Here is a 24,803-nt window from a genome sequence, read left to right on the forward strand (position 1 = left end):
ATATGATCAAGGGATTACGTACCGTGAAGTACCCGGTGTCCGACCTCGGCAAGGCCAAGGCCTGGTTCACGGAGGTGTTCGGCAGCGCACCTTATTTCGACCAGCCTTTCTACGTCGGCTTCGCCATCGGCGGCTTCGAACTCGGCCTGGTGCCGGACGGGACGCCGGGCACGGCGGGCTCGGTGGTGTACTGGGGCGTGGACGACATCGAGGCCGAGTTCGCGCGCATCCTCGGGCTGGGTGCGACCGTGCACGAAGCCATCCAGGAGGTCGGGGAGGGGATCAAGGTGGGCGAGCTGGAAGACCCGTTCGGGAATGTGCTGGGATTGATCTACAACCCCGTGTTCGATCTGGCGGCCGTGCGTTGAGCGCGCGGGCTCTCCGAGCCCACGCGCAAATCAGGTCCGCTCGCGCTCGACCCGGTTCACGCCGGCCACGCGCCGCAGGTTGCGGATCAGGTGGGCCAGGTGCACGCGGTCCTTCACCTGGATGGTGAAGCGCAGCTGGGTCATCATGTGTTCGTCGTCCTCGTCCATGCCCACATAGGTGATGTTGGCGTCGGACTCGCCGATCTCGGCGGCGACCCGGGCGAGGATGCCCTTCTCGTTGTTGATCAGCAGGCGGATGCGGCAGTCGAAGCGGCGGTTCAGCTCCGTGCCCCACTGGACCGCGATCCAGCGGTCCGGCTCCTTGTTGCGCAGGCGCTTGGCCTGCGAGCAATCGCCGGTGTGGACCACCAGGCCCTGGTCGCGGCGCAGCTGGCCGATAATCTGGTCGCCCGGGATCGGCAGGCAGCAGGGCGCCAGCTGCACCGACACGCCTTCGCTGCCGTAGATCGTGACCGGATCCAGTTCCGGCGAACTGCTCGGCTGGGTGGGCACCGTGTCGACCGGATTGTCCATCAGGCCGAAGATGTGGCGCGCCACCAGCGCCGGCATGCGCTTGCCGATGCCGATGTCGGCGTACAGCTCCTCCATCGACTTGGCCGAGGATTCGGACAGCAGCTTCTCGATCGTGGTTTGCTGGATTTCGCCGCGGATGCCCAGCTGGCCCAGTGCCTGCGACAGCAGTTCCTGGCCCAGTTCCACCGATTCGTTCAGGTTGATGGTGCGCAGGTAGTGGCGGATCGCCGAGCGCGCCTTGCCGGTGCGCACAAAAGAGAGCCAGGTCGGGCTCGGGCGCGAGTTCGGGTCGGTCTCGATCTCGACGATGTCGCCATTGTGCAGCTCGGTGCGCAGCTGGGCCGGCTCGTGGTTGATCTTGACGGACACGGTGTGGTCGCCGATGCCGGTGTGGATCGAGTAGGCGAAGTCGAGCGGGGTCGCGCCGCGGGGCAGGGCGATGATCTTCGACTTCGGCGTGAACACGTAGACCGAATCCGGGAACAGGTCGACCTTGACGTGCTCGAGGAACTCGGCCGAGTCGCCGGTCTGCTGCTGGATGTCGAGCAGCGACTGCAGCCAGACGTGGGTACGCTGCTGCAGGTCCGACATGTTCTGGTCGCCGGTCTTGTACAGCCAGTGCGCCGCCACGCCGCTTTCCGCGGTGCGGTGCATTTCCTGGGTGCGGATCTGGAATTCGACCGGGGTGCCGTAGGGGCCGATCAGGGTGGTATGCAGCGACTGGTAGCCGTTGATCTTGCGGATCGCGATGTAGTCCTTGAACTTGCCGGGCATCGGCTTGTACAGGGCATGCAGGGTGCCGAGCGCCACATAACAGTTCGGCACGGTGTCGACGACCACGCGGAAGCCGTACACGTCCAGCACCTGCGAGAACGACAGGTGCTTGTTGCGCATCTTTTTATAGATGCCGAACAGGGTCTTCTCGCGGCCGTAGACTTCGGCATGGATGCCGGCGGCGGCGAGCTGGTTCTTGACGGCGTCGAGGATCTTCTTGACCACTTCGCGGCGGTTGCCGCGCGCGGCCTTGATCGCCTTGGCCAGGGTGCGGTAGCGCAGCGGGTACAGGTGCGAGAACGACAGGTCCTGCAGCTCGCGGTAGATGTCGTTCAGGCCGAGCCGGTGCGCGATCGGCACGTAGACTTCCATGGTCTCGCCGGCGATGCGGCGCTTCTTCGCGGGCGCCATCACGCCCAGCGTGCGCATATTGTGCAGGCGGTCGGCCAGCTTGATCAGGATGACGCGCACGTCGGATGCCATGGCCAGCAGCATCTTGCGGAAGTTTTCGGCCTGGGCCTCGACCACGCTCTGGAATTCGATCTTCTCCAGCTTGGACAGGCCGTCGACCAGGTTCGCCACCTGCGGGCCGAAGCGCTCGAGCAGCTCTTCCTTCTTGACGTCCTGGTCCTCGATCACGTCGTGCAGCAGCGCGGCCATGATGGCCTGGGCGTCGAGCTTCCAGTCGGCGCAGATCTCGGCGACGGCGATCGGATGGGAGATATAGGGTTCGCCCGACTTGCGCACCTGGCCGAGGTGCATCTCGTCGGAGAAGCGGTAGGCTTCCTTGACCTTCTTGAGTTCGGCGGGCGTGAGGTATTCGGCCAGCTTGCTGGCCAGGTGGCTGATCGACGCGACGCCAGGAGCAGGCGCCGGTTCGGCTTCCTGTGGCTTTGCAGGCCGGCTGGGCCGGCCTTTGGTGGTGCCTGAGTGGATGGAATCCGGTGGAGACAAAGTCATACTCGAAGAAAATCGGCCGCTGTGGAGAACAGCATATCAGAATAAGTCGGGGTCAGAGCCCGGTTCATGCGGTTGGGCTCTGACCCCGACTTATTCTCGATTCACTGATTCCGGCTCCAAAATCAGTTGGGGCCAGATCCCAGGCGTAAAAACCGGGATCCGACCCCAAGAAATCTGCCAAGAAATCTGACCCCAAAAATTACATCGGGACCTTTTTCAGCATTTCCAGGCCGACCTTGCCGGCGGCGATTTCACGCAGGGCGACGACGGTCGGCTTGTCCTTGGCTTCGACCTTCGGGGTGTGGCCCTGCAGCAGCTGGCGTGCGCGGTAGGTGGCGGCCAGGGTCAGCTGGAAACGGTTCGGGACGTTTTTCAGGCAATCTTCGATGGTGATGCGGGCCATGGTCTACTCCAAAATGATGATCGGTCGAGGTCGATCGGCGTCAGCCAATGACCCCGGAGGGTTTAATTTTGCGGTTGATGCGCGTGGATTCCCAACTGCGCGAACAGCGAAGCATTGCGGGCCGCCTGCTGGGCGAATCGTGCTCGTGTCGCTTTGACAATCGCCTGCAGCTCGGACAGGGCGACGTTGAACTCTTCGTTGATGATAACATACTCGAACTCGGGAGCGTGAGCGATCTCGCCACCCGCAGCCAGCAAACGTCGCGTAATGATGTGCGGTTCGTCGGTGCCCCGCTTGTGCAGCCGCTCCTCCAGCGCCGCGATCGACGGCGGCAGGATGAAGATGCCGGCCGCATCCGGGAACAGCTTCTTCACCTGGCGCGCGCCCTGCCAGTCGATTTCCAGCAGGATGTCGGTGCCGTTCTTCATCTCCTGTTCCACCATCAGGCGGCTGGTGCCGTAGTAATTGCCGTGTACCTCGGCCCACTCCAGGAACTCGCCGCGCTCGGAGCGGGCGACGAAATCCTCGGCGGTGGTGAACTGGTAATGGACGCCGTCCTGCTCGCCCGGGCGCGGCGGACGCGTGGTGGTCGAGATCGACAGCTTGATGCCCGGCTCCTGCGCCAGCAGCGCATTGACCAGGGTCGACTTGCCGGCGCCCGACGGGGCCGCGACAATGAAGAGGCTGCCGGAGAAGGCGTTGGTGTGCATGGTTGTTCCTTTGTTACGTGTATTCGATATTCATAATGTCCGTGGGCACGGAGTGCCCACCCTACGAATCGATGTAGGGTGGGCACCCCGTGCCCACGTGCGCCAGGCAAATCAGCCCGGCGTATAGTCAGTCGGGGTCAGAGCCCACCCGCCAAGTTGGGGCTCTGACCCGTTTAATCAGTCGGGGTCAGAGCCCAACCGTGAAATTCGGGCTCTGACCCGCGATTATTCGAGATTCTGCACCTGCTCCCGCATCTGCTCGATAAGGAGCTTGAGCTCCATCGACGCATCCGCCAGCTCCTTGACCGAAGCCTTGGCGCCCAGCGTGTTCGCTTCGCGGTTCAGCTCCTGCATCATGAAGTCCAGGCGCTTGCCGACCTGGCCGCCTTTCTTCAGGATGTGGCGGGTCTCGTTCAGGTGCGCGGTCAGGCGCGACAGCTCCTCGGAGACGTCGATGCGGATGCCATACAAAGTGACTTCCTGGCGAATTCGTTCGAAAACTTCCTGTCGCGTCAGCACCTGCGGATTGCCGTGGCCGGCCAGGCCCAGCGCGTCCTGCATGCGTTCGACCGCTTTCTGCTGGAACTGCGAGATCACCTGCGGGATCAGCGGCATGATGCGCTTGACGATGGCTTCCATCGATTCGATGCGCGACAGCAGCATCGCTTCCAGGGCCGCGCCTTCGCGCTGGCGGCTGTCGACGAAGTTGGCCACCACTTTCTTGGTGAGCTCGGCGACGTCGGCCTGCAGCGACTCCTGGCCCACCTGGGCTTCCTCGATCACGCCCGGCCAGCGCAGCAGCTCGGCCACCGTCATCGGGGGAGCGGACACGAAATGGCGCGTGACCTCGCCCTGCAGCCGCGCGAGGTCGGCCAGCAGCTCGTGGTTCAGCACCTGGGAGCCGCTCGCCGCCTTGCGGCCGAACGAGAGGCGGACTTCTACCTTGCCGCGCGTGATCGCAGCCATGATCGCCGAGCGCAGGTCCGGTTCGAGCGCACGAAGCTCGTCGTTGATGCGGAACTGGAGGTCGAGGAAGCGCGAATTGACGCTCTTGATCTCGATCGTGAGGGTACCCGCAGCGCCTTCGCTGGTGGCGACCGCATAACCTGTCATGCTAGAAATGCTCAATGGAGTCCCCGGATAATCACAGGCCCTGAAGTGGCCGTTTATTCTTTACAAAGCGGTGATTTATCCACACAATCGCCGTGTTACGCAAGGAATACTTTCCCAAATGGCTGCACAAAATAACGCTCCCCTGCCCGACGGGCTGGAAATTGGCGGATATCGCATTGTAAAGAAAATTGCGTCCGGCGGGTTCAGTATTGTTTATCTTGCATATGACGGCGACGGCAATGCGGTCGCGATCAAGGAATACCTGCCCAGCGCCCTGGCGCTGCGCCAGCCCGGCGAGCTGGCCCCGAGCATTTCGAAGGCCAACTTGCCGGTCTTCCGCATCGGCCTGAAGTGCTTCTTCGAAGAGGGCAGGGCGCTGGCGAAGATCGTCCATCCGAACGTGGTGCGGGTGCTGAACTTCTTCCGCGCCAACGACACGGTTTACATGGTGATGGCCTACGAGTCCGGCCACTCCCTGCAGGAGCAGATCTCGCGCCTGCTGGCGCGGGGGCAGCGCGCCGGCGAGGGCTTCATCCGCCAGTCCTTCAAGGGCGTCTGCGGCGGCCTGCGCGAGGTCCATGCCAACAAGCTGCTGCACCTCGACCTGAAGCCCGCCAACATCTACCTGCGTACCGATGGCACCCCGCTGCTGCTGGACTTCGGCGCCGCGCGCCAGACCATCAACACCGACGTGCCGACCCTGGCGCCGATGTACACGCCGGGCTTCGCCGCCCCCGAGCTGTACGCGAAGGGCGCCACGCTCGGCCCCTGGACCGACATCTACAGCATCGGCGCCGCGATCTATGCCTGCATGGCCGGGGCGCCGCCGCAGCCGGCCGACCAGCGCAGGGGCGCGGACGAGATGGCGGCCCGCATCGACAAGATCGGCGTGGCCTATTCGGCCGAACTGGTGGCGATGGTGAGGGCCTGCCTGGCGATGGATCCGCTGGCGCGCCCGCAGAGCGTGTTCGCGGTGCAGAAGGTGCTGCAAACCGGCCCTTCGGCGCATGCGCCGGCGCCGACCCCGGCACAGGAAGCGCCGATGTCCGGCTGGCGCGGCTTCGTCAACCGCTTCCGCGGCCAGACCTGAAAGGAACCCGATGCAGTTTTCCGTCTACCAGCAGAGCCATATCGGCGGCCGCAAAGTCAACCAGGACCGCATGGGCTACAGCTACACCCGCGAGGCCCTGCTGCTGGTACTGGCCGACGGCATGGGCGGCCACCAGCGCGGCGAGGTCGCGGCGACCATCGCCCTGCAGACCATGTCGACCCTGTTCCGCAACGTGGCCACGCCCTGGGTGAAGAAGCCGGAGCGCTTCCTCGAAGAGGCCTTCATGCAGGCCCATGAAGCGATCCAGCGCTATGCCCGCGAACACGCGATGCCGGACAATCCGCGCACCACCATCGTCGCCTGCCTGGTCCAGCACAACTGCGCCGTCTGGGCCCACTGCGGCGACTCGCGCCTGTACTGGCTGCGGCGCGGCCAGATCCTGGCGCGCACGCGCGACCATTCGCACATCGAGCACCTGATCGCCAAGGGCCTGGCCGACCCCGGCGAGCGCAACACCCATCCGGACCGCAACAAGCTGTACAGCTGCCTGGGGGCGTCGGCGCCGCCCAGGGTCGAGCTGTCGCGCCAGGCCAGCCTGGAGCCGGGCGACGTCCTGCTGCTCTGTTCGGACGGCCTGTGGGGCGTCCTGCCCGACACCGAGATTGTGCACCAGCTCTCGACCCACACGATCGTGCAGGCGGTGCCGGACATGATCGGCATGGCCACCGCGATCGCCGGCCAGCGCGCCGACAACACCACCGCCCTCGCCATCCAGTGGCAGGGCGCGCATGATGCGCCGTCCGCCGGCGACGACAGCATGGTCTCGACCCTGATGCTGCCGGAAGGCGAGGTCACGACCCGCCTGGCCGAGCATCCCGCCGCCGCCGGCATGGCCGACGACTTCGACGACGATGACATCGAAAAAGCCATCGCCGAGATCCGCGACGCGATCGAGAAATCATCCCAGCTACTCAAATGACAAGGACCCCAATGAGCTTCACTTCCCGCCCCAGCAACCGTACCGTCGACCAGCTGCGCGACGTCAGGCTGACCCGCCAGTACACCAAGCATGCCGAGGGTTCGGTGCTGATCGAATGCGGCGACACCAAGGTGATCTGCACCGCCAGCATCGAAGACAAGGTGCCCGGCTTCCTGAAGGGGAAAGGGCAGGGCTGGATGACGGCGGAATACGGCATGCTGCCGCGCTCGACCCACACGCGCATGGACCGCGAGGCGGCGCGCGGCAAGCAGTCCGGCCGCACCCAGGAGATCCAGCGCCTGATCGGCCGCTCACTGCGTGCGGCGTTCGACCTGCAGGCCTTCGGCGAGCGCACCCTGCACCTGGACTGCGACGTGATCCAGGCCGACGGCGGCACCCGCACGGCCTCGATCACGGGCGCGATGGTGGCGGCCTACGATGCCTTCAATGCCCTGGTCGGCCAGGGCCTGCTCGGCGCGGTGCCGGTCAAGCAGTTCGTGGCGGCGGTGTCGGTGGGCGTCTACAAAGGCATGCCGGTGCTCGACCTCGACTACATCGAGGATTCGGACTGCGACACCGACATGAACGTGGTGATGACCGATCTCGGCCACTTCGTCGAAGTGCAGGGCACGGCCGAAGGCGCGGCGTTCTCGCGCGCCGGCATGAACCGCCTGCTCGACCTGGCCGAGCTGGGTATCCGCGAGCTGGTGACCGTGCAGAAGCGGGCGCTGGGCCTGGCGGCGTAATCCGGCGGCAGATCAGAGGAACTTCAGCGCCGGCGGCCGCAGGCGCAGCGCGTCGACGAAGGGGTAGCGGCCCTCGGCCAGCAGCCGGTCGCGACAGGCCCTGACCTGGGATTTCGTGAGTCCCGTTCTCGCCATACGGTTCATGAAGTCAGGAGCTGGCCTGATTGACCAATCCGCGGTTCTGCGCCCGGTTCAGCTTCGGGTGCACCACGGGTATCGTCAGCATGGTACTGCCGACCGCCATCAGCAGCAAGGCCGTGAAGGTCTCGCTGGTGATGATCTGCTTGTCGAGCAGGATGTTGGCGAAGATGATCTCGATCAGGCCCTTGGTCTGCAGCAGCCAGCCGATGATCGAGGCCTCGCCATCCTTCCACTTGAGGACCTTGCCGGCGATGCGGGCGCCGGCCAGCTTGCCGGCCACCGACGCGAACAGCAGCAGGCCGCCGACGAAGAACACCTGGTAGCCGCCCAGGTCCCACTTGGTGCGCAGGCCGGTGCTGAGGAAGAACACCGGCATCAGCACCAGCAGCACGTTCTTGAACAGGGCGTCGAGCTGGTCCTGGCCGAACCACTCGGCGTCCATCACCACGCCGGCCAGGAAGGCGCCGACCATGAAGTGCAGGCCGGCCCAGTCGGCGCCGAAGGAGCAGGCGATCAGCCAGATCACGGCGACGTACCAGCGGTCGCTGCGCGGCAGGCGCGCCATCAGGCGGCGGAACAAAACGGTCAAGATGGCGAACGCGAGCAGGAAGCCGAGCTGGCGGCCCACGCGTTCCCAGTCGAGCATGATCAGCGCCAGCACGCCCCAGATGGCGACGTCGTCGAGGCTGGCGTAGCGCAGGATGCGCTGGCCCATCGGCTGGCGCAGGATGTCGAGTTTCTCCATCAGCAGCACCAGCACCGGCAGCGCGGTCACCGCGCAACCCATGCCGGTGCCCAGCATGAACTGCCAGGTCGCGGCCTTCGGTCCCATCCAGCCTTCGTAATGGACCAGCAGGAGGGCGGCGCCGCAGCCGAACAGCAGCGGCATGCCGAGCGACAGGCCGGCCGCGGTCGCGCTTTCGCGGCGGTACTGCCAGACCTTCTTGAGGTCGAGTTCGACGCCGGCCAGCATCACGAACAGCATCACGCCCCATTGCGCGACGCCGTTCAGGGTCTTCACGACGTCGGGATTGAAGACGAAGCGGTGGTATTCGGGGAAGAGTGCACCGACCACGCCCGGCCCCAGCACGATGCCCATGATGATCTGGACGATGGCCAGCGGGGCGAAGTAATCGGTCCTGAAGAGACGCCAGACCAGGTAGGGCGCGACGAAGATCAGCAGCATCGCGAGCAGGAAGATTTCGGTGGTGCTCATGGGTCTCCTCGGGATTACGTAATCATGTAATGGCGGGATGCTAGCGAACAATTAACACGATGCAAAGCAATTTCCGGTGGAAATGGGAGCGTTTCCAAACAGCCTCCATGTCTTGATAGGTAAATAGCGGCGGCAAATGATTCGTTTATCGCGAAACCACGAAACAGACGTGGACGAGCGGCGCTTTCGGAACATTCGTCTTTTTCGTCGGCGATAATAGTTTTGGGAATGACCACTTCGACTGACATCGATGAGAGTGATGAAAAAGTATCCACGTCTCGTAAGCCACGCCGCGATCTCGCTGTGGATGGCCGCCGCCGGCACCCTCGCACAGGCGGCCAACCCGATCGTCCCCGGCTGGTACGCCGATCCCGAAATCCGCATCTTCAAGGGCCAGTACTGGATCTACCCGACCTATTCCGACGACTACGGCAAGCAGGACCGTTCCACCCGCTTCACGGCCGCGCAGGAGAAGATGCGCGCGCAGAAGGAGCTGATCTGGGAGCCCTACCTGAAGCAGACCTTCCTCGACGCCTTTTCTTCCCCGGACCTGGTGCACTGGACCAGACATCGCCACGTGCTCGACGTCGAAAACGTCGCCTGGGCCGCCTACGCGGTCTGGGCGCCGTCGGCGATCGAGCACAAGGGCAGGTACTACCTGTTCTTCGGCGCCAACGACATCAAGAGCAACGGCCAGCCGGGCGGCATCGGCGTGGCCGTCAGCGACCGCCCCGAGGGACCGTTCAGGGATGCCATCGGCAAGCCGCTGATCGGCGAGATCGTCAACGGCGCCCAGCCGATCGACCAGATGGTGTTCAGGGACGACGACGCCCAGTTCTATATATACTACGGCGGCTGGAAGCACGCCAACGTGGTCAGGCTGGCGCCGGACCTGCTGAGCGTGCTGCCTTTCCCCGACGGCACGACCTACAAGGAAATCACGCCCGACCCCGACTATGTGGAAGGCTCCTTCATGGTCAAGCGCAAGGGCGTGTACTACCTGATGTGGTCGGAAGGCGGCTGGACCGGGCCCGACTACCGCGTCGCCTATGCGATGGGTTCCTCGCCCGTCGGGCCGTTCAAGCGCATCGGCACGATCCTGGCGCAGGACGGCAAGATCGCACGCGGCGCGGGGCACCATTCGGTGGTGAACGTGCCGGGGACCGACGACTGGTATATCGTCTATCACCGCCGGCCGCTGGGCGACGACAACGGCCACCACCGCGAGATGGCCATCGACCGGATGATCTTCAATGAGGACGGCACGATCCGGCCGGTGGTCATGAGCAATGAAGGGGTGGCGCCACGTCCTCTCGGCCCTGGCGTTTAATGGTGCAGCTGGCTCGGCATGGAAGGCTGGGCGGACTGGTCTGAACGGAAAGCCCGTTCGCCGGCCGCCGTGTCGGCATGCGCTTCGAATCGGATCACCTTGCCGTCACGCATGGTGAACGCGTGGATGAAGGGGGTATCGAAACTGCGTCCGGTCGGCTTGGCCTGCCACGTGGCATGCCCGAGGACGATGACCTTGTCGCCTTCCGCCACGAATTCCCGCGGTTCGAAGCGCAGGGCTTGCGCATTGGCGTCCAGCCGGGAAAAGAAATCCGCAATGCCTTGCTTGCCGTGGAAGGTGCCGGCGAAGGGGATGTATTCCGAGTCCGGGCTGGTCCATTCCGCATTGTCGTCGCAGCGTTCGATCACGCCGCGGATGTCGCCGTTCAGGAACAGACGGTAAGCTTCCTGTATCACTTGCTTGTTTTGTTGTGCGTCCATGACATCTCTCCAGTGACTCGGCCCCATGTGGCCGATGAATCAGCCTAGTACCGCACCCGGATAAGTCAAGACGGCTAAAATATGGCCTTCCCCGCGCTTTCCAACAAGACCATGACCCAACGCCTCATCCTTGCCTCGAATAACGCAGGCAAGCTCAAGGAATTTGCCCAGCTGCTGTCCCCGATCGGCTTCGAACTGCATCCGCAGGGCGAATTCAACGTTCCCGAAGCGGAAGAGCCTTTCGGCACCTTCGTCGAGAACGCCCTGCAGAAGGCCCGCCACGCCTCGCGCCTGACCGGCCTGCCGGCGCTGGCCGACGATTCCGGCGTGTGCGTGAACGCCCTCGGCGGCGCGCCCGGCGTATACTCGGCGCGCTATGCCGGCGAGCCGAAGTCGGACGCCCGCAACAACGAGAAGCTGATCCAGGACCTCGCAAGCCACGCCGACAAGTCCGCCTATTACTACTGCGTGCTGGTCTACGTGCGCCACGCCGACGACCCGCAGCCGGTGATCGCCGACGGCATCTGGCGCGGCCGGATCGTGGATGCGCCGCGCGGCGCCAACGGCTTCGGCTACGACCCCCATTTCCTGATCCCGGAACTGGGCAAGACCACCGCCGAGCTGGAGCCGGCCGAAAAGAACGCGATTTCCCACCGGGGCCAGGCGATCCGCGCACTGGTCGACAAGCTGAAACTGAAATGATCCCGATTAAACCCGTCGGCAACGGCGTCCCGGCCGGCACTCGCAGTTCGAACGACATGCGTTCCCCGGCCACCGCCGCCCTGCAATACCTGCAGCCCGGTTCCCTGAACCTGGCGGCGCTGCCGCCGCTGTCGCTGTACATCCACTGGCCCTGGTGCGTGCGCAAATGCCCCTATTGCGACTTCAACTCGCACGAATCGAAGGGCTTGGCCCCGGAGCAGGAATACCTGGACGCGCTGCGCGCCGACCTCGAACAGTCGCTGCCGCTGATCTGGGGCCGCAAGATCCACACCGTGTTCATCGGCGGCGGCACGCCCAGCCTGATGTCGGCGGCCGCGCTGGACCGCCTGCTGTCCGACCTGCGCACCCTGCTGCCGCTGGAGATCAATGCCGAGATCACGATGGAAGCGAATCCCGGCACCTTCGAGGCCGAGAAGTTCAAGGCCTACCGCGCCAGCGGCATCAACCGCCTGTCGATCGGCATCCAGAGCTTCAACGGCAGGCACCTGCAGGCCCTGGGCCGCATCCATGACGAGAACGAAGCGAGGAAGGCTGTCGAGATCGCGCAGGCCAACTTCGACAACTTCAACCTCGACCTGATGTTCGCGCTGCCCGGGCAGACATTGGATGAGGCAAAGCGCGACATCGATACCGCGCTCTCCTTCGCGCCGCCCCACCTGTCGCTGTACCACCTGACGATGGAGCCGAACACGGTGTTCGCCAAGTATCCGCCGCAGCTGCCCAGCGACGACGAGAGCGCCGACATCCAGGACATGATCCTCGAGAAGATGGCGGGGGCAGGGTATGAGCACTACGAGGTCTCGGCCTATGCCAAGCCGGGACACCGGGCGCGCCACAACCTGAATTACTGGAGCTTCGGCGACTATCTCGGCATCGGCGCCGGCGCCCACTCCAAGCTGTCCTTCCCGCACCGCGTGCTGCGCCAGGTGCGCTACAAGCAGCCGGCTTCCTTCATCGAGGCGGCGCAAAAGGGCAATGCGGTGAGCGAGGAGCACGAGATCGCGCGCGCCGACATGGGCTTCGAGTTCATGCTCAACGCGCTGCGCCTGACCGGCGGCTTCGATCCGAACCTGTTCGGCGAGCGCACCGGGCTGTCCATCACCATGATCGAGAAGGCCCTCAACGAAGCCGAAGCGAAAGGCCTGATCGACCGCGATTTCAAGCTCATCAAGCCGACCGAGCTGGGACAGCGCTTCCTCAACGACCTGCAGGAGATGTTCCTGGCGGACTAGTACTGATTTTAGTACGACAGGTGCAGGCGCAGCGAGCCGACGTCGACCGGCCCGCGCGCCCGGTTGTAGCCGGGGTTGGCGATGTGCTGGAAGTCGAGCGTCAGCTCGACACCCTTCGCGAGCGGAATCTTGTAGTAGGCCTCGGCGATCGATTCCGGGCGGTAGTCGAGGCGGCCGTCGCCGATGAAGGCACCGACGCCGCCGGCGGCCAGGTAGGCGCGGTGCGCGGCCGACAGGCCGTTCCTCACGACGGCCAGGCCGAGGCTGTCGCCGGCCCGGCCCCAGGCCGCGCCTTGCAGCGTGACCCCGGCGGAGACGGAACGCTCGATCTCGGCGAAGGCATAGGTCTCCGAGCGGCCGTCGTTCCAGCTGGCGCGCGCGAACACGCCCGCATTCTCGCCGAGCGCCTGTTCGGCGCTCACCCCGAATCCGGTCTTGCTGCGTTCGCGGCGCACCTGCGCCACGTCCGGAATGCCGCCGTCCGCCGCCGCCAGCGCATCGCGAAAACCGCCCATGCGCGCGCGGTCGCGGAAAGCCAGCAGGCGCAGCTTGCCGGGCTGGCCCAGCCAGGAGGTGGCGCGTTCGACTTCGAGCTGGTCGCCGTAGTGGCGGAAGATGCGCTTGTCGAGCGGCAGGCCGTTCGATTCGGCCGGCATCATGAAGCGTCCGGCGCGTACCGCCCACGGACCGTCGTAGTACTCGAGCGCCGCGCCCCAGGTATAGCCGCGGGCATCGGCCGCGAAGTCCCATGCCCCATGCGCCAGCAGGGCCCAGTTCATGAACTCGCTGCGGGCGTCGTGGGCATAGGCGTTGTTGTCGAAGATGTCGCTGACGGCCAGGTTGCCGGCCGTGAGCACCAGGCGCCGGCTATCGACCGCACCCGCCAGCTGGTTCAGGTCGGATTCCACCGCCTGCCGTTCGCCGCCCAGGTTCCAGGTCTGGCGCAGGAACAGGCGCGCGCGGTACAGCGTCGGGTTGGGGCCGCTGGTCTTCTGCTGCTCGCCGTTGCTCATGCCGCCCAGGCCGTGCAGGCCAGAGAAGGCCTTGCCCTGCACCAGTTCCGGGTCGAGATAGAGTTCGCCCCCGGCCCAGGGGCGCAGGCCGAAGGCGGCGGTGGCGCTGAAGGAATAGCCGGTCTCGCGCTGCGGCGACAGGCTGTTCGGCCCGCTGTAGGCGGCAGGGAAGGAAGGCTTGAGCTGCCAGACCCAGGTGGCCTGGGCGTGGGCATTCCAGGTTTCTTCCCGCGGCAGTTCGTCGGCGCGCGCGCCCGCCGGGGCCAGCGCGGCCAGCAGCAGCCAGGCGGCTTGTTGTTGGGTAAAACGGAACATCGGAATCTCACTTCGTGACAGCGCACGCATGATAGCCGCGTCGTATGACGGTGTCATTACAGATTGGTCATCCGTGCGTGCTTACAACGACATTACCGAACCGTAATATTTCCACTGTTCAGCCGCACCTATACTGCACGCACTCCGCACGTGGGCCTTTGGCCCCGCCATCCTTCTTCACACCGCCACACGATCACCATGCACGACCTGAGCGATATCGCCGACTGGCTGCGAAGCCACGCCATCCATCACGAATCGGCGGTGCACGACACGCTGCCCGACCCGGTGTTCCGGGTCAACGGCGAAGCGGCCGTCTCCTTCAGCACCAACAATTACCTTGCACTGGCCAACCATCCGCGCCTGGTCGATGCCGCCAAGGCCGGCCTCGATCGCTATGGCGTCGGCAACTGCGAGTCGCGCCTGCTGGGCGGCGACCTGCCGGTGTACCGCGAGCTGGAGCGCCGCCTCGGCGCCCTCAAGCACAAGACCGACGCGGTGCTGTTCGTCACCGGCTACATGACCAATATCGGCGTGCTGTCGACCTTGACCAAGGCCGGCATGCTCGCGCGCCTGCACGGCTACCGCGCCAAGACGCGGCGCAAGTACGCCTATTTCACGGACGAGTACAACCACATCAGCATCCGCGAGGGCATCCTGATGTCGGGCGCCGTGCGCCACACCTACCGCCATGCGGACATGGACCACCTGGAATCGCTGCTCAAGGCGGCCGACGGCTACAGCCCGATCATCGTCAGCGACGGCGTGTTCAGCATGGAAGGCACGATCGCGCCGCTGCCCGAGCTGACCCAGCTGGCCGAGCGCTACGGCGCCATCCTGTACATCGACGATGCCCACGCCACCGGCGTGCTGGGCGCGAACGGCGGCGGCACCTCCGAACACTTCGGCTGCTACAGCCCGACCATCATGCAGATGGGCACGCTGAGCAAGGCGCTCGGCGCGATCGGCGGCTTCGTCGCCCTCGAGCGCGAGATGGCCGACGTGCTGCGCCTGACGAGTTCCGCCTACGGCTTCACCTGCCCGCCGCCGCCGGACCAGGCCAACGCCCTGCTGGCCGCGCTCGACATCCTGCAGGAAGAGCCGGAGCGCCGCGCGCGCCTGTGGGACAACCAGCGTTACTTCGTCGAGCGCATGCGTCCGCTCGGCTACGAGTTGACCTCGACCGCCACGCCGATCGTGCCGGTGCTGATCGGCGATGCCGCGCGCTGCCAGCATTTCGCGCGCGCGCTGCGGGCCGAGGGCGTGCACGTCGACGCGATCCAGTTCCCGGCAGTGCCGGTGGGTCAGGCGCGCCTTCGCTTCATGCTGAACGCGGCGCATACGCGCGAGCAGATCGACCACGTGGTGTCCGTGATGGCGCGCCTGAGCGCCTGACCTGCCCGCCAATTTCCCTTCTCAAGTTACCGGCTCCTCGGCCGGTTGCGCCGGCGCCGCGGCCTCGCGACGCGGGCCGCGTCCGGAAAAATACGGATAGGCCAGCGGCAGCAGCACCAGCGTGAAGATCGTCGCCGAGACGATGCCGCCAACGATCACGACGGCGAACGGGCGCTGGGTTTCCGAACCGATTCCATGCGACAGCGCGGCCGGCAGCAGGCCCAGGCCGGCCATCAGGGCCGTCATCAGGATCGGACGCAGGCGGCCCACCGCACCTTCCACTGCGCTGTGCCACGGCGCCATGCCGCCGCGCGCCACCTCGACGATCTGCTCGACCAGGATCACGCCGTTCTGGACCGAGATGCCGGCCACGGCGATCAGGCCGACCGCCGCCGAGATCGAGAAATGCAGTCCGGCCAGGGCCAGTCCAGCCACCGCGCCGACCAGCGTGAACGGCACGATCGCCAGCACCAGCAAGGCCTTGGGCACCGAGCGGAAGGCGCCGAACAGCAGTGCGAAGATCAGGAAGGCGGTCAGCGGCACGATGATGCGCAGGCGCCGCAGCGCGCGCTGCTGGTTCTCGAACTGGCCGCCCCACACGATCCGGTAGCCGGGCGGCAGCTGCAGCTGCGCGGCCACCTTGGCCTGCGCTTCGGCGACGAAGCTGCCCTGGTCGCGGCCCAGCAGGTTGGCCTTTACGGAGGCGTTGCGCTGGCCGCCTTCGCGGCTGATGCGGGCGGCGCCCTGGCGGGTGCCGATGCGGGCGATGTCGGCCAGGCGCACGCTGCCGGCCGCGCCTGGCAGGCTGACCTGCAGCGCGCCGATGCCGTCCAGCGAATCGCGGGCCTTCTCGTCCAGGCGCAGGGTCAGGTCGAAGCGACGGTCGCCTTCGTAGAACTGGCTGACGGCGATCCCGCCCAGCGCGGCCTGGATCGCGCCATTCACGTCCGCGACGTTGAGGCCGAGGCGGGCGATGCGCTCGCGGTCGATGGCGATATCGAGTTCGCTCTGGCCGCCGATGCGCACCGCCTCGACGTCGGCGGCGCCGCGGATCCCGCGCAGGATCTCGGCCACCTGTTCCGCCTTGCGGCCGAGTACCGCGAGGTCGGGGCCGTACAGCTTGACCGCGATCTCGCCCTTCACGCCGGACAGGGCTTCCTCGACGTTGTCCTCGATGACCTGGGAAAAATTCGTCGGCACGCCCGGCAGCGCATGGATGCGGCGCGAGATGTCCGCGACCAGCGCTTCCTTGTCGGCGAAGCGCCACTCCTGGTGCGGGCGCAGGTCGGCCAGGACCTCCATATTGTTCGGTCCCTTGGGATCGGTGCCGTCATCCGGCCTGCCGACGTGCGCGACGATATTCCCGACCTCGGGGTAGGACTGCAGGATGGCGCGCACCCGGTGTTCGATGCCGCTGGTGGTCTCGAGCGAGCTGGAGGTCGGCAGCTCGATGGTCAGCCACAGGTTGCCTTCGTCCAGCTTCGGCAGGAATTCGCTGCCCAGCAGGGGCGCCAGCGCCAAGGTCAGCGCCAGCAGCGCGGCGGAGGCGCCGAACACCGCAAGCCGGTGCGCGTGGGCGCGCAGCAGGAAGGCGCGGTAGGCCCGCTGCAGCCGCGCCAGCCAGGCATTCGGCCGCTCGCGCAGCGGGCTGGCGCGGTGGGCCCAGGCCAGCAGTGCGGGCAGCAGCGTCATGGTCAGCAGCAGGGCGCCCAGCATCGCGAAGCTGAGCGTGAACGCGACCGGCGAGAAGATCTTGCCTTCGACGCGCTGGAAGGTGTAGATGGGGATGAAAGCGACCACGATCACGGCCTTGGCGAACAGGATGGGCTGGCCCAGGCCGGCCACCGTGTCCCTGACCGCCGCTTCCGCGGATGGCGGGTGGGCGGCGCGCGCCTGCAGGTGCAGGCGCACCAGCAGCGCCTCGACCAGCACCACGGCGCTGTCGATGATGATGCCGAAGTCGACCGCGCCGAGCGAGATCAGGTTGGCCGGAATCCCGCGCGCGTCGAGCACGATGAAGGCGCACAGCAGCGACAGCGGGATCACGGCGGCCACGATCAGGGCGGCGCGCCAGTTGCCGAGAAAGATGACGAGGATCGCGATCACCAGCAGCGCGCCCACCACCAGGTTCTCGGCCACGGTGCGTACCGTATGCCCGATCAGCTCGCTGCGGTCGTAGATGGTGCGGATGCGCACGCCCGGCGGCAGCCGCGCGCCGAGCTGCTCCACCGCCTGCTTGACGTCGGCCACGACCTTGGCCGCGTTCGCGCCTTTGCTCATCTGGACGATGCCTTCGACCACGCTGTCCGCGCGGTTGAACGACACGATGCCGGAACGCGGGCTGTGGCCGACCTCGACCCGGCCGACGTCCGACACCAGCACGGTGCGGCCGTTGCTGGCGCTGACCACGGCGCGGCCGATGTCCTCGATGCGCTCGAAGATGCCGATGCCGCGCACCACCAGGGACTCGTCGCCGCGGCGCACCAGGCCGCCGCCGGCGTTGGCGCTGGCATTGTTCAGGGCCTGGCGCACCTGGTCCAGGGTGACGCCGTAGCGGTTCAGGGCCAGCGGATCGACCAGTACCTGGTATTCCTTGACGGTGCCGCCGAAGCTGACCACGTCGGCCACGCCCGGTACCGAGCGCAGCGCCGGGCGCAGCACCCAGTCCTGCAGCGCCCTGGCCTCGTTGCCGGGCATGTCCGACGGCACCTCGAGCACGTAGCGGAATACTTCGCCGACCGCGGTACTGAGCGGCGCCAGGGCCGGCTGCACGCCGGCCGGCAGGGTCACGTTCTGCAGCCGTTCCAGCACCTGCTGGCGGGCGAAATAATCGTCGGTGCCGTCGGCGAAGGTGAGGGTGATCACCGACAGTCCGCCGATGCTTACGGAACGCAGCTGGGTCTGGCGCGGCACGCCGCTCAGCTCGCGCTCGATCGGCAGGGTCAGCACCCGCTCCACTTCCTCGGCCGCCTGGCCGGGCAGCTGGGTCACCACCTGCACCTGCACGTCCTGCACGTCGGGAAAGGCTTCGATCGGCAGGTCGTCCAGCGCATGCCAGCCGACCGCCGCCAGGCAGGCGGTCAGGAACAGCACCGCCACCCGCTGGCGCAGCACCAGGTCGATGAACTTAGCCAGCATGGTTCGACGCCTCCGCATTGAGCAGCAGCGCTCCTTCCGTCACGATCAGCTCGTGCGAGTGCAGGCCGGTATCGATATAACTGTGGGTAGCGCCGCCGAGTGCCACGCGCACGCGCCGCTTCTCGAACGTGCCGCGGTCGCGTTCGACGAACACGTAGGTGTACAGGCCTTCGGTCACCAGTGCGGTGTTCGGCACCGGCAGGGCTTGCGCCGCGCCAGCCGCGGGCACGAAGGCGACGCGGGCGAACATGTCGGGCTTCAGGCTGCCGTCTGGATTGTCCAGTTCGCATCTCACCTGCACCCGCCGCGAGACCGGATCGACCGCCACCCCGATGCGCTTGATGCGGCCGTGGAAGCTTTTACCCGGGAAGGCATCGGTCTCCACCAGCACCGGCTGGCCGGGGCGCAGCGAGGCGGCCACGCGCTCGGGCACGTCGGCGATCACCCACAGGTGGCGCAGGTCGCTGATCACCAGTAGCGGATTGGCCTGGTCCGGCCGCACTTCCTGGCCGATGTTGAGCTGCCGGTCGGCGACGGTGCCGGCGATCGGCGCGCGCAGGCCGAAACGGCCGTCCACCTTGCCTTGCGCATGCAGGTTGCCGATTCGCTGGCGCGCGCGGCGCGCCTCGGCGTCGGCCTGGCGGTAGTCGGCGTCCGCGTTCTCGACGTCCTTGCGGGCCAGCACGTCGGCCTCGACCAGCATCCGGGTACGCGCCAGCGCCAGCCGCTTGCGCTCTTCGTCGGCGGCGGCCTTGCGTTCGTCGGCCTGGGCGCCGGCCAGGTCGGGCGAATCGAGTTCCGCCAGCAGCTGCCCGGCGCGCACGCTGTCGCCGACGTCGACCCGCTGGGCCGTGACGCGGCCCTGCACCGGCGAGGCGATCCGGCTGGTGCGGTCCTCGTCGTAGGCGATGCGGCCGGCGACCGGCTCGGCCACGGGCAGGGCCTGGGCGCTGACCGGGACGATGCGGAGGAAGGACATCTGGGCGCCGCCATCGGGCAGGCTGAAAAGTTGATCCTGGCCGGCGCGCGAAGCCGCCTGCGCTTGCGCCTGCGTCCGTGCCTGCGGCGCCGGTTCCGCGGCGGGGCGCATGGCGTACCAGCCGAGCCCGGCGGCGAGGAGGGCAAGCGCCAGCGGCGCCAGTCGTTTCTGATTCTTCGTCATGGGTGCTCTCGTGAGAGGGCGGCGTCGAGGGCCGCCAGGGATTTGGCGAAATCGGCGTGCGCCGCCAGCGCGTCGAGCTGGGCGGCGCGCCAGGCGCGGCGCACGTCCAGCACGTCCATTACGCCGATGGCGCCGTGCGCAAAGGCGAATTCGGCGGTGTCGTCGGCCTTGCGCGCGGCCGGCAGCAGTTCGCCGTCGTAGCGTTCGACGCGGCGGGCGCCGGCTTCGGCCTGGGCTCTCGCCTTGCCGATCTCGGCGCGTGCGTTCTGCCGCGTCCGGGCCAGGTTTTCCTCGGCGGCGTCGAGCGCGGCGGCGGCGCTGCGGATCTCGCCCTGCATGGCGTAGCGCACGAACAGCGGCACCTGGACCGACACCCCGATGCTGTTGCCGCTGCCCTGGGGATTGGCGGCGCTGGCCGGGTAGTGGTCGACCTGGACACCGACCGTCAGGTCGCGCGTGCGTCCCGCCAGCGCCAGCTCGTGCGCCGTCCGGGCCGCCTGCACGCGCGCACGCGCGGCGGCGACGTCGGCGCGCGCTTCGATCGCGGCGTCCGCAGCCGCTTCCAGCACCGCCGGCGGCAGCGCTGCGGGCCAGTCGTCGGCCGCGCTCAGCGCCGCCGCGTCGTCCAGGCCGAGCAACAGGGCCAGCGCGCGCCGGGCCTGGTCGAGGTCGGCGGTGGCGTCGTCGGCATCGTTGTGCACGCGCAGGGTGTCGATGCGCAGGCGGGCCGTATCGGCGCCGGCCAGGTCGCCGGCGCGGCGGCGCGTCTCGGCCGCCTGCATCGCATGGTCGGCCAGCGCCGCGGACTCGGCGGCGATCCCGGCGCGGCGCTGGGCCGCCAGCAGGTCGTAATAGGCGCCGGCGACGTCGCGCCGCAGCTGGCGCCGCGCGTCCGCGAGATCGAAGCGTGCGGCCTGCTCCAGCTGCCCGGCGGCGGCGGCGCGCAGCCGCCGCTTGCCGCCGCGTTCGATCAGCTGGTCGACGCGCACCGCGCTGTCGACGGTCTTGCTGCGCAGCGGACCGGAGCCGATGCCGGCCGCCGGATTGATGTTCATGGTTTGCAGCGTCAGCACCGGATTGGGCGCGGCAGAGGCGCTGGTCACGGCCGCGGCCGCGCTGTCGACGGCGATCGCGGCGGACTTCAGGTCGTGGTTGCGGCCGTAGGCCAGCGCCAGCGCCTCGTCGAGACGCAGGGCCTGGGCGGCGGCCGGGCCGGCGGCCAGCCAGCAGGCCAGCAGCGGCAGGATGGTCTTGCGCAAAGGTTTCACTGCCGGCCCCCCAGATCGGCGGCCGGTGGGGACAGCACACGCTCGACGCGCGCCAGCCGCCCGGCGCGGCAGTCCTGCGGCCACAGCTCGACCTCGTCGCCCGGCTGCGGCGCCAGGCCTTCCGCTACCGTCGCGACGGTCTCACGGTGCAGGCGCACGCCGCGGTAGCGTACCCGCACGTAGCGTCGGTCCGCCTGCCAGTCCCAGCCATCCGGAACGCAGGTCCGCGCTTCGGCTTCGGCCGCCTGCGGGCCGAGTGTCGCCAGCACCCTGGCGCGGCGGGCGCCATGGTCCCAGTCAACCTCGCCGTGGCCGAGGGCCTGGACGCACGAAGCCAGGCAGCCGCAGGCCGCCAGGCCGATGATGAGTGAGCCAATACGCATGCTATCCTCTGAGGAAAATACGCGCGGAAAATTCGCACTGGACAGCCACGCATGATAGGCAGGCGCAAGCGGGGCGAGATTACCATCGAGTAATCATTACGAAGTCTTAATCCGGCCAGGGCTTGCCGTTGCAGAAACGCCCAGCTTACCGATCGGTAATGCCGGGCAATCCGCAGCTCGCCTATACTGCCTGTTCGAGCCGGCATGCCGCCGGCCCCTTTTTTCTATTGCCATGCCACATTGTCTTGTCATCGAAGACGACGCCGAAACCTGCAGCTACCTGCGCACCGGCCTTGAGTCCGCCGGCTATACCGTGGTCACGCTCGACAATGGCACCGACGGCAGCCGCGAGCTGCGCGAACGCCACTGGGACATCGTGGTGCTCGACCGCATGCTGCCCGGCCAGGTCGACGGCGTCGGCATCCTCGAGGAATTGCGCGGGCGCGGCGACACCACACCGGTGCTGATCCTGAGCGCCCTGAGCAGCGTCGACGAGCGCGTGCGCGGCCTGCGCGCCGGCAGCGACGATTACCTGGTCAAGCCCTTCGTCATGTCGGAACTGCTGGCGCGCGTGGCCAACCTGACGCGGCGGGCCAGCTGGGCGCACGAGGTCAGCCAGCTGCAGGTGGCCGACCTGCAGCTCGACCTGCGCACCAGCCGCGTCACGCGGCGTGGCGTGGCGATCCTGCTGCAGCCGCGCGAATTCCGCCTGCTGGAATACCTGATGCGCCACGAAGGCCATATCGTCACCCGCACCATGCTGCTGGAAGGGGTGTGGGACTACCACTTCGATCCGCAGACCAATGTGATCGACGTGCAGATCAGCCGCCTGCGCAGCAAGATCGACAAGGACTTCGACCCGCCGCTGATCCACACGGTGCGCGGCGCCGGCTATGTGCTGAGCGCCTCAGGCTATGGCCCGTCTGCGGCTTAGCCTGCGCGGCTCGATCGTCGCGCGGCTGGCGGTCGGCTACGGCCTGCTGGTGGCGCTGTCGGTGGCGGTGCTGTCGACGGTCTTCTATGCCGGCACCGTGGGCGTGTTCGAACGTTCGATGGACAACAAGATCCAGGCCATCGCGCTGCGCCTGGTCAGCGCGTGGAATGCCGGCAGCGACGCCGAGCTGATACGCCAGATCGACCTGCAGCTGCACGACCGCATCGACAGCGACACCGAACTGGTCGGCCTGCTCGACGGCAGCGGCCATCTGCTGGCTGGCAACCTGCCGCCCTGGCAGGGCAAAGCGCCGCAGGGCCAGCTGGTGTTCGACACGATGAAGCGCAGGAAGGGCGTCGTGTCGGTGCGCCTGCTGGCCATGCCGCTCGGCGGCGGCCGGCAACTGGTGGTCGGGCGCGATCTCAGCGAACTCGACGCCATCCGCGAGGTGGTCGAGCGCGCGCTCCTGATCAGCGCCTCGATCTCGCTGCTGCTGGCCTTTGCCGGGGCCTTGCTGTTCCGGCGCCAGATCGACGCCCGTATCGGCCATATCCGGCGCACCGCCGCGCGCATCGCCGCCGGCGAACTGTCGAGCCGCATCGCGGTGCAGGGCAATGACGAGTTCGCGCGCCTCGGCACCGACATCAACCAGATGCTCGACCGTATCGAGTCCCTGATGGAAGGTGTGCGCCATGTGTCGAACTCGATCGCGCACGACCTGCGCACGCCGCTGGGCCGGGTGCGCAGCCGCCTCGAGCGGGCGCTCGCCGCCACCGCCGATCCCCAGGCCCTGGTCGGCGACGCCCGCCTGGCGATCGAAGAAATCGACAACGTGATCGGCCTGTTCGACAAGCTGCTGCAGATCGCGGCCGCCGAGAGCGGCGTGCGGACCCGCTCCTTCGGCCAGGTCGACATCGCCGCCATCGCGCGCGACATGGCCGAGCTGTACGAAGCCTCCGCCGAGGAGCGCGGCATGGTGCTGCGCTATGTCGGCACCGGGACGCCGAGCGTGCGCGGCGACCGCGACCTGCTGGCGACGGCGCTGGCCAGCCTGATCGACAACGCCATCAAGTACGCCCCCGCCGGCACCTGGGTCGACGTCGGCGTGTACGCCAGCCAGGAAGAAACGGTGGTGTCGGTGCGCGACTACGGCCCGGGCGTGCCGGAAGCCGATATCGGCAAGCTGTGCGAACGCTTCTACCGCGTCGATCAGAGCCGCCACCTGCCGGGCAACGGCCTCGGCCTGTCGATCGTGACCGCGATCGCCCAACTGCACGGCGCCGGCCTGCGCCTGCGCAACGCCGGACCGGGGCTGGAAGCCAGCCTGGTTTTCCGCGATTAGGAGCCGCCATGGACGACGACGATTACGAAGTGCCCAGCCCGCACGAGCATGCGCTGGAAGAAGCCGCCGAGCGCGAACGCGACGGCCTGGCGCAGAAGGTCGCGCTGATGACGGCGATCCTGTCGACGGTGGGCGCACTCATCAACTACCAGAGCGGGAACGCGCAGACCGAGGCGATGTTCCTGAAGAACGAGAGCATCCTGAAGCAGGCCCAGGCCAGCGACCAGTGGGCCTATTACCAGGCCAAGTCGACCAAGGCGCAGATCGCCGGCGTCGCCGCGGCGCTGGCCACCGAGCCGGCGCAGCGCCAGCGCTTCGCCGACGTGCGCGACAAGGAAGACCGGGCGCGGATCGGGGTGCAGCGCACGGCGGAGAAGCTGCAGGAGGAATCGCGCCAGCTGGCGGCGGAGTCCGACGCCAAGCTGCGCCCGCATGAGCGGCTGGCCCTGGCGCTGAGCTGCGTGCAGATCGCGGTGGCGCTGGCGGCCATCACGGTGCTGACGCGGCGGCGCTGGCTGCTGTGGGGCGTCGGGCTGTCGGCACTGGCTGGCTTCGGCGCCGCGGCCTCCGCGTTCCTCGTTTCCTGACGATGCATGAGCTGCTTCAAAGATGACTAATCTGTAACCCATGCTTACGGCATGCGGGACTAGAATCACCTGCAGTCTTTACGCACTGGGTCATCGATGGATTACGAGTCTTCCCTGATTGAACGTGAAAGGCCGCCGGTTCGCGGCGCCGCCGAGGCCGGACGGCGCCCGGCGGACCCGGCGCCGTCCGCGGGCGGGTTCGAGCGCAGCCGCTTCGTGCTGGCCGGCTCGAGCCGGGCCTTCGCCTGTTTCATCCTCCTGTATGCCTTGCCCGGCCTGCTTGGCCACGAGCCGTGGAAACAGGACGAAACCTATATCGCGGAAATCGTGCGCAGCATGTCGGCCACGGGCGACCTGGTGGTGCCGACCATGGCCGGCGAAACCTTCCTCGAAAAGCCGCCGCTGTTCTACTGGCTTGCCGCGGCGCTCGCCCGGATCTTTGCCGGCGTTCTCCCGATGTGCGACGGCGCCCGCCTGGCGGCCGGGGTCTTCGTCGTGCTTGCCTGCGGCGCGGTCGCGCGCTGCGGGCGCCGCTGGCGCGGGCGCGAG

At 67.3% G+C, this 24,803-nt stretch carries 23 protein-coding genes; 11 read left to right on the forward strand and 12 right to left on the reverse strand.

Features of this window, described 5'->3' with window-relative positions:
* The first annotated feature begins 2 nt into the window (after positions 1-2).
* Entirely contained in the window at positions 3-368 is a 366-nt protein-coding gene (locus tag AC1DOP_RS18445) for a VOC family protein (protein WP_477252651.1), read from the forward strand.
* Between the two features lie 30 nt (positions 369-398).
* Here the strand turns inward: AC1DOP_RS18445 and AC1DOP_RS18450 are convergent, their stop codons facing one another.
* The 4 genes from AC1DOP_RS18450 to AC1DOP_RS18465 all read right to left on the reverse strand — a co-directional run bounded on the left by AC1DOP_RS18450 (position 399) and on the right by AC1DOP_RS18465 (position 4,862).
* Positions 399-2,636, reverse strand: a complete 2,238-nt coding sequence (locus AC1DOP_RS18450; protein ID WP_477252654.1) for a RelA/SpoT family protein — start codon at positions 2,634-2,636, stop codon at positions 399-401.
* Positions 2,637-2,835: 199 nt separating this feature from the next.
* The gene (gene rpoZ / locus AC1DOP_RS18455; protein ID WP_005665923.1) at positions 2,836-3,039 is read right to left on the reverse strand and encodes a DNA-directed RNA polymerase subunit omega; all 204 of its coding nucleotides are present in this window, start codon (positions 3,037-3,039) and stop codon (positions 2,836-2,838) included.
* 62 nt (positions 3,040-3,101) lie between these two features.
* Complete coding sequence (gene gmk, locus AC1DOP_RS18460) at positions 3,102-3,749, reverse strand: guanylate kinase (RefSeq protein WP_442122395.1); 648 nt, start codon at positions 3,747-3,749, stop codon at positions 3,102-3,104.
* A gap of 225 nt (positions 3,750-3,974) precedes the next feature.
* Positions 3,975-4,862 (reverse strand): YicC/YloC family endoribonuclease, encoded by an 888-nt coding sequence (locus AC1DOP_RS18465; protein WP_442122396.1) that lies wholly within the window; start codon positions 4,860-4,862, stop codon positions 3,975-3,977.
* 118 nt (positions 4,863-4,980) lie between these two features.
* Here AC1DOP_RS18465 and AC1DOP_RS18470 point away from each other — a divergent pair, with 118 nt between their 5' ends.
* Genes AC1DOP_RS18470 through rph form a run of 3 tightly spaced genes read left to right on the forward strand, consistent with a single transcriptional unit; the run spans position 4,981 to position 7,638 of the window.
* Positions 4,981-5,952, forward strand: coding sequence for a serine/threonine protein kinase (locus AC1DOP_RS18470; RefSeq protein ID WP_477252659.1), 972 nt, complete (start codon positions 4,981-4,983; stop codon positions 5,950-5,952).
* A gap of 10 nt (positions 5,953-5,962) precedes the next feature.
* Positions 5,963-6,892: a PP2C family protein-serine/threonine phosphatase gene (locus AC1DOP_RS18475; RefSeq protein WP_442122398.1), complete on the forward strand. Its 930-nt coding sequence runs from the start codon at positions 5,963-5,965 to the stop codon at positions 6,890-6,892.
* Between the two features lie 11 nt (positions 6,893-6,903).
* On the forward strand, positions 6,904-7,638 hold the full coding sequence (rph, locus tag AC1DOP_RS18480; protein ID WP_442122399.1) for a ribonuclease PH: 735 nt from the start codon (positions 6,904-6,906) through the stop codon (positions 7,636-7,638).
* A 12-nt stretch (positions 7,639-7,650) separates the two neighbouring features.
* Here rph and AC1DOP_RS18485 read toward each other — a convergent pair whose 3' ends face one another.
* Both AC1DOP_RS18485 and AC1DOP_RS18490 read right to left on the reverse strand, forming a co-directional pair.
* Positions 7,651-7,773: a hypothetical protein gene (locus tag AC1DOP_RS18485; RefSeq protein ID WP_477252662.1), complete on the reverse strand. Its 123-nt coding sequence runs from the start codon at positions 7,771-7,773 to the stop codon at positions 7,651-7,653.
* 13 nt (positions 7,774-7,786) lie between these two features.
* Complete coding sequence (locus AC1DOP_RS18490; protein ID WP_477252664.1) at positions 7,787-8,995, reverse strand: cation:proton antiporter; 1,209 nt, start codon at positions 8,993-8,995, stop codon at positions 7,787-7,789.
* Between the two features lie 259 nt (positions 8,996-9,254).
* Here AC1DOP_RS18490 and AC1DOP_RS18495 point away from each other — a divergent pair, with 259 nt between their 5' ends.
* A complete protein-coding gene (locus tag AC1DOP_RS18495; RefSeq protein ID WP_477252666.1) occupies positions 9,255-10,325 on the forward strand; it encodes a glycoside hydrolase family 43 protein in 1,071 nt (356 codons plus the stop codon).
* Here the strand turns inward: AC1DOP_RS18495 and AC1DOP_RS18500 are convergent.
* Positions 10,322-10,765: a nuclear transport factor 2 family protein gene (locus tag AC1DOP_RS18500; RefSeq protein ID WP_442122403.1), complete on the reverse strand. Its 444-nt coding sequence runs from the start codon at positions 10,763-10,765 to the stop codon at positions 10,322-10,324. The two genes, AC1DOP_RS18495 and AC1DOP_RS18500, sit on opposite strands and share 4 nt — an antisense overlap.
* Before the next feature lie 111 nt (positions 10,766-10,876).
* On the opposite strand from AC1DOP_RS18500, the gene rdgB reads away from it, so the two are divergent.
* Positions 10,877-11,467: an RdgB/HAM1 family non-canonical purine NTP pyrophosphatase gene (gene rdgB, locus AC1DOP_RS18505; protein WP_442122404.1), complete on the forward strand. Its 591-nt coding sequence runs from the start codon at positions 10,877-10,879 to the stop codon at positions 11,465-11,467.
* Positions 11,464-12,720, forward strand: a complete 1,257-nt coding sequence (gene hemW, locus AC1DOP_RS18510) for a radical SAM family heme chaperone HemW (RefSeq protein ID WP_442122405.1) — start codon at positions 11,464-11,466, stop codon at positions 12,718-12,720. The genes rdgB and hemW overlap by 4 nt, the downstream gene beginning before the upstream one ends.
* Before the next feature lie 8 nt (positions 12,721-12,728).
* Here hemW and AC1DOP_RS18515 read toward each other — a convergent pair whose 3' ends face one another.
* Positions 12,729-14,048 carry a carbohydrate porin gene (locus AC1DOP_RS18515; protein WP_477252669.1) on the reverse strand — a complete coding sequence of 440 codons (1,320 nt, stop codon included), beginning with the start codon at positions 14,046-14,048 and terminating at the stop codon, positions 12,729-12,731.
* 198 nt (positions 14,049-14,246) lie between these two features.
* Between AC1DOP_RS18515 and AC1DOP_RS18520 the strand changes: the two genes are divergently transcribed.
* Complete coding sequence (locus AC1DOP_RS18520) at positions 14,247-15,440, forward strand: aminotransferase class I/II-fold pyridoxal phosphate-dependent enzyme (protein ID WP_442122407.1); 1,194 nt, start codon at positions 14,247-14,249, stop codon at positions 15,438-15,440.
* A gap of 21 nt (positions 15,441-15,461) precedes the next feature.
* On the opposite strand, the gene AC1DOP_RS18525 is transcribed toward AC1DOP_RS18520, so the two are convergent.
* Genes AC1DOP_RS18525 through AC1DOP_RS18540 form a run of 4 tightly spaced genes read right to left on the reverse strand, consistent with a single transcriptional unit; the run spans position 15,462 to position 21,391 of the window.
* Positions 15,462-18,578: an efflux RND transporter permease subunit gene (locus AC1DOP_RS18525; RefSeq protein WP_477252672.1), complete on the reverse strand. Its 3,117-nt coding sequence runs from the start codon at positions 18,576-18,578 to the stop codon at positions 15,462-15,464.
* Positions 18,568-19,740: an efflux RND transporter periplasmic adaptor subunit gene (locus AC1DOP_RS18530; protein WP_442122409.1), complete on the reverse strand. Its 1,173-nt coding sequence runs from the start codon at positions 19,738-19,740 to the stop codon at positions 18,568-18,570. Before AC1DOP_RS18530 ends, AC1DOP_RS18525 begins: the two co-directional genes overlap by 11 nt.
* Positions 19,737-21,008, reverse strand: a complete 1,272-nt coding sequence (locus AC1DOP_RS18535; protein ID WP_477252674.1) for a TolC family protein — start codon at positions 21,006-21,008, stop codon at positions 19,737-19,739. The genes AC1DOP_RS18530 and AC1DOP_RS18535 overlap by 4 nt, the downstream gene beginning before the upstream one ends.
* A complete protein-coding gene (locus AC1DOP_RS18540; RefSeq protein ID WP_477252676.1) occupies positions 21,005-21,391 on the reverse strand; it encodes a hypothetical protein in 387 nt (128 codons plus the stop codon). The genes AC1DOP_RS18535 and AC1DOP_RS18540 overlap by 4 nt, the downstream gene beginning before the upstream one ends.
* A gap of 232 nt (positions 21,392-21,623) precedes the next feature.
* Between AC1DOP_RS18540 and AC1DOP_RS18545 the strand changes: the two genes are divergently transcribed.
* The 3 genes from AC1DOP_RS18545 to AC1DOP_RS18555 are packed head-to-tail and all read left to right on the forward strand — an operon-like array spanning position 21,624 to position 24,254.
* Positions 21,624-22,325 carry a winged helix-turn-helix domain-containing protein gene (locus AC1DOP_RS18545; RefSeq protein WP_477252678.1) on the forward strand — a complete coding sequence of 234 codons (702 nt, stop codon included), beginning with the start codon at positions 21,624-21,626 and terminating at the stop codon, positions 22,323-22,325.
* Positions 22,306-23,667 (forward strand): sensor histidine kinase, encoded by a 1,362-nt coding sequence (locus AC1DOP_RS18550; protein WP_442122413.1) that lies wholly within the window; start codon positions 22,306-22,308, stop codon positions 23,665-23,667. The genes AC1DOP_RS18545 and AC1DOP_RS18550 overlap by 20 nt, the downstream gene beginning before the upstream one ends.
* A gap of 8 nt (positions 23,668-23,675) precedes the next feature.
* Positions 23,676-24,254 (forward strand): DUF4337 domain-containing protein, encoded by a 579-nt coding sequence (locus AC1DOP_RS18555; RefSeq protein ID WP_442122414.1) that lies wholly within the window; start codon positions 23,676-23,678, stop codon positions 24,252-24,254.
* Positions 24,255-24,803: the final 549 nt, after the last annotated feature.

The sequence above is a fragment of the Massilia sp. 01N410 genome, assembly GCF_056399665.1.